The sequence below is a fragment of the Spiroplasma sp. ald genome, assembly GCF_044714355.1.
In the GTDB taxonomy this organism is placed as follows: domain Bacteria; phylum Bacillota_I; class Bacilli_A; order Mycoplasmatales; family Mycoplasmataceae; genus Spiroplasma; species Spiroplasma phoeniceum.
This window is the reverse complement of sequence record NZ_RXFY01000084.1, coordinates 1-4,745: the sequence shown is the minus strand read 5'-3', so window position 1 is coordinate 4,745 and position 4,745 is coordinate 1. Positions and strand designations below refer to the sequence as shown.

The 4,745-nt window shown below is 25.9% G+C and carries 6 protein-coding genes and 1 pseudogene; all 7 read right to left on the bottom strand.

What is annotated here, in order from left to right:
* Nucleotides 1-122 precede the first annotated feature (122 nt).
* A complete protein-coding gene (locus EHU54_RS04560; RefSeq protein ID WP_400249167.1) occupies nt 123-356 on the bottom strand; it encodes a hypothetical protein in 234 nt (77 codons plus the stop codon).
* Between the two features lie 45 nt (nt 357-401).
* Nucleotides 402-728, bottom strand: coding sequence for a hypothetical protein (locus EHU54_RS04555; protein ID WP_400249166.1), 327 nt, complete (start codon nt 726-728; stop codon nt 402-404).
* Nucleotides 729-805: 77 nt separating this feature from the next.
* The gene (locus EHU54_RS04550) at nt 806-1,276 is read right to left on the bottom strand and encodes a hypothetical protein (protein ID WP_400249165.1); all 471 of its coding nucleotides are present in this window, start codon (nt 1,274-1,276) and stop codon (nt 806-808) included.
* Nucleotides 1,276-1,764 (bottom strand): hypothetical protein, encoded by a 489-nt coding sequence (locus EHU54_RS04545; RefSeq protein ID WP_400249164.1) that lies wholly within the window; start codon nt 1,762-1,764, stop codon nt 1,276-1,278. The genes EHU54_RS04550 and EHU54_RS04545 overlap by 1 nt, the downstream gene beginning before the upstream one ends.
* 163 nt (nt 1,765-1,927) lie before the next feature.
* Nucleotides 1,928-2,224, bottom strand: a complete 297-nt coding sequence (locus tag EHU54_RS04540; protein ID WP_400249169.1) for a helix-turn-helix domain-containing protein — start codon at nt 2,222-2,224, stop codon at nt 1,928-1,930.
* A 148-nt stretch (nt 2,225-2,372) separates the two neighbouring features.
* Nucleotides 2,373-3,740 (bottom strand): asparagine--tRNA ligase, encoded by a 1,368-nt coding sequence (asnS, locus tag EHU54_RS04535; protein ID WP_400249163.1) that lies wholly within the window; start codon nt 3,738-3,740, stop codon nt 2,373-2,375.
* 20 nt (nt 3,741-3,760) lie between these two features.
* Nucleotides 3,761-4,470 (bottom strand): annotated as a pseudogene (gene deoD, locus EHU54_RS04530) (purine-nucleoside phosphorylase).
* Between the last annotated feature and the right edge of the window lie 275 nt (nt 4,471-4,745).

The following is a 4,745-nucleotide window of genomic DNA, read 5'->3' as shown; positions in this document are numbered from 1 at the left end:
CTTTTTAAAAATATTTACAATTATTTTAATAGGTTATGCAAGAAGTCTATTATTTAAAAAAATATATAAATATTGTAAACCAATGAATAAGGTTAAAATACAAATAAAAGAAAAAGTTAAAATTAATCATCCCCATTCTTGATACACATTAAGAAAAAATAAGGATATAAAGTATCAGATGGTCTCTTATCTAAATGACGCAATGTTCCTCGAATTAAAATTACAATAAAATAACAAACTGGATAAATTAAAATTAATCATAATGCTAATTTATAATGTTGTTTTAAATTATATTCAAAAGTCCCGGCTGTTAAAATATAACTAATAATCATACTAATTGGAATTACTAAGTGCAAAACAATTGTCGATATTCAAGTATATACATTGTATTGATTAGCATCTTATGTACTTGTAAAAATTCCAAGTCAAAAAACTACCATTGTAATTGTAATATATGTTGTCACAGCTAATTTAATTAAATAACTAGGACTTTGAATTTTAAACTTGTTTTCAAATAAATAAATGAAAAAATAAACAGCAACAATATAATTAGTTTGCGTTGTAAAAAACGAATAATAATTTGATACTCGTTCTGCATATCCTAAATCACGAAATTGAGGTTGTGGGCTAATTATTGCTAACACTAAATCAGTAATTAAAAAAAATAAAATTAAAAATAAAACACTTAATCGTACATAAAATAAAATTTTAGTATTTCACTTTAACATAAAAAAACTCCTAATAATTAATATTATTTTAATATTTTGATGGTATCTTTTTGCTAAAATTTTATTTCTTAAAAGAACTATTTAACATTTAAATTTTGTAATAATATTTGTGAACATTCTTGGCAAGCTAAAGAGGGAAAAACATCACCATTTGAAACAAATTTAATCCCAACTGGATTAAAAAAATTATGACAAACTTCACATTCTTTTAAGCCCTGCCTCACTTGTCCTAAACACTCATTACACATATTGGCATTATTTTCTCGTAAAAAATATTGATGACAATGGATACAATTACCAACCATATTTTTAAATTGAGTTGTTTCTCATTTTGAATATTCATAAGAATCATTAGATCCAACATAACCATACACTTTTAAAATTCATTTATTATCCTTTGTAATTTTTTTTCCATTTAAATTAACTTTTGTTAACAAATATTTTCTTGCTAGTTCACTATCAGTAAAAACTTTAACAACTTTCCCTTGGTTAGGAGTATCAGCATTATCAGTGTAAAAAACAATATATAAATTTTTAATTGTATTCACTATCTTTTCATCCCTTCTGTTTTTGTATCCTTTTGAAAATTTTGTGTAGCACATTTAAAACAAATTATATATTCTTTATTATTTACTAATAATTTTCCAAATAATTCGCGATTAAAATCATCTCGAACAAGACGATGTTTTTTACATAAATCACATTGAAAAGTTTCCAAACCAACTAATTCACTTTCACATTCTGAACAAAGTTGATAACGATCTAATTTGCTTTTAACACGATTACATTGTTGACAAATCGGTAACTTTTTAATAAAGTCTTCTGTTCCTTGCTTGTTTAGTTCGTAATTATCAGTTGTACTATCAAATGTAAATATTAAACAAAATGAAATTGCTTTAATAATATCTGCATTATATTTGTTATCTAAATAACAATCTTCTAACGCTCGTTCAGCATCAGTAGCTGTTTTACAAATACATCGTAAATTTTGTTCTTTACCGTTACCATCAAAGATAAAATAATAATCTCAAATCAATTTTTATTCCTCACATTGCTATAATTAATAATTAATATATAGCATTATTATATCATTTTTTTATTAAACCGTTTATTAAAACGCAAAAGACCTGTTAGGTCTTTATTTTATTTTCATAGTTAATTCAACTGCAAGGTAAGACAAAATTATCTAACTTTTTTTCTTAATTAGTAAAAATTCGTAATACTTTTAATGCTAATAATCGTGGATTTTGATCAAGCTCTTTACGAATTTTGGGGTTATCAATAATTAATGATAAAAATTCACATACTTTGTATTCATTGTATGTATATAATTTGTCAATAAATTTTTTAACATCTAATTTTAGTGCAACAAGTAATTTTAAAATTTTATTTCAACTTGTTTTTGAACAATCTTTTTCAATTCGACAAATAGTCGATTGTTGTAACCCTGACATTTTGGCTAATTCACGTTGAGTTAATCCTTTATGAATTCGTAATTGTTTAATAACTTCGTTCCTTTATTATGTTCCTTTCATATTATCATAAGTAACTAAGTTAAATATTTTATGCCCCGCCTATCTATGCAATGCTAAAATTATAACAAAAAAAATTTTATAATTAAATAAAATTTTTATATGCATCAAATTAAAATAATAAGTTTCGCGGCGTACGCGGAAAGGGGATCACATCACGAATATTTGTCATTCCTGTCACATACATGATAAAACGTTCAAACCCTAAGCCAAAACCTGCACTTTTATAATAACCATATTTTCGTAAATCAATATATCATTGTAAATCTGTCGTTGAAATTTTTAGTTCATTACAACGACTAACAATTTTATCATAATCATTTTCACGAACACTACCGCCAACTAATTCTCCAATTCCTGGTACTAGTAAATCACACGCAGCAACTGTTTTATTGTCATCATTAATTTTCATATAAAATGCTTTAATTTCTTTCGGATAATTAAATAAAAAGGTTGGTTTTTTTGTTTCTATTTCACACAAATATCTTTCATGCTCAGTTTGTAAATCCATTCCTCAAAAAATATCTAGATTTTCAAATTTTTGACCTTTTGTAGCAGCTTTCTGCAAAATTTCAATTGCTTTTGTATATGATAAATGAGCAAATTCATCATTTAAAACACTGTTTAATCTTTCCAATAATTTATCATCAACATTACTATTTAAAAAGTCAAGTTCATAATGGTTGTTAATAAATAAATAAATAATAATATGCTTAATCATTTTTTCAATTAATGTCATATTTTCTTCCAGGTCAATAAAAGCAATTTCAGGCTCAATCATTCAAAATTCAGCAGCATGTCTTGTTGTATTAGAATTTTCAGCACGAAATGTTGGACCAAAAGTATAAACATTTCGAAAAGCTTGTGCAAATCCTTCAGCATGAAGTTGACCTGAAACAGTTAAACTAGCTTTTTTCCCAAAAAAATCTTCATTATAATTATTATCAGTTCTTGTTGTTACAATAAATGATTCGCCAGAACCTTCAGCATCATTTCCGGTAATGATTGGTGTATGAACATAAATAAAATTGTTTTTATTAAAAAATTCATGAATTGCAAAAGAACTACTACTACGAATTCGGAACACCGCATTAAAAGTATTTGTTTTTGCACGTAAATGAGCAATTTCACGTAAATATTCATAAGAATGCTCTTTTTTTTGTAATGGATAATCTTCACTTGCCTCGTCAAGAATTTCAATTACGGATGCTTGAATTTCAAACGGTTGTTTGGCAGATGGTGTTACACAAAACTTTCCAACTACTTTAATTGCTGATGAAATTCGTAAACTACTAATTGCTAAAAAATTAGCAAGTTGCTCCGCTTTATAAACAATTTGCACATTATTAAAAACTGTTCCATCATTCATAACTAAAAATCCTAATTTACCACTACTGCGATTAGAACGAACTCACCCCAAAATTGTAACTTCACTTTGATCTTTAACTTGATCTTGGTATAGCTCTAAAACTGTTGTCATATGTTTTCTCCTTTTTTCTTTTATAATTTAATTGCACTTTCTAATGCTAATTCTACCATTTGGTAAAAATTATTTTGCCGCTCAGCTGCTGTTGTCACAACACCAGTAATAAAGGAATTAGAAATTGTTAATAATGTTGCTGCATTTTTCTTTAATGCTAAAGCATTTGCAAACAAAGCAAATGCTTCCATTTCAACACATACTGTCTTATACTTGGCTTTAATTTTTTTCAATCATCATCATTTTTACGATAAAAAACATCAGATGAATGAACAATTCCAGGAAAAGTTTTAATTTGTTTTGCTTTAGCAACTTCTTCAATTGTTGCAAAAAGATGTTGTGAAGAATTTAAAACATCATCTTCTATTCCTGCTACAATTCTAGCATAATTATTTTCGCCATAAGCTGCTGTTGCGTTAACAATATCATAAATCTTTAGTGCAGCATCATAACTACCTGCTGAACCAATTCGAATAATATTATCAACATTATAAAATTTAAATAATTCATATGAATAAATTCCAATGCTAAGACATCCCATTCCACTTCCAGCAATTGTAATTGTTTTATTTTTATAAGTTCCGGTGTACATAAGCATATTTCGAATTTCATTCACTAATTTTATATTTTCGAGAAAAGTTTCCGCAATAAACTTTGCTCGTAATTGATCTCTGGGCATTAAAACTGTTTCAGCAATTTCTTCTTGTTTAGCGTTGATATGTGGTGTCATTTTCATTCCCTCTTAACATTTTCTATATTTAATTTATATTGTACTATAAAAAATAAAAAGGAACATTAGTTCCTTTAATTTTAACAATATTTTTTTAAAATTTTATTACTTTTAATCCGATTTTCTAAATATTGGTGCTCTTTATCAATAGATAAAAGCGCTTTAATTAAATTATCATTTCAATATATTAGATTTCTTGCATAACCTAGTTATTTTAAAATTCCTATAAAATATATTTAAAATAGAAATTATAGCAATTTAAAATTATGAAATTT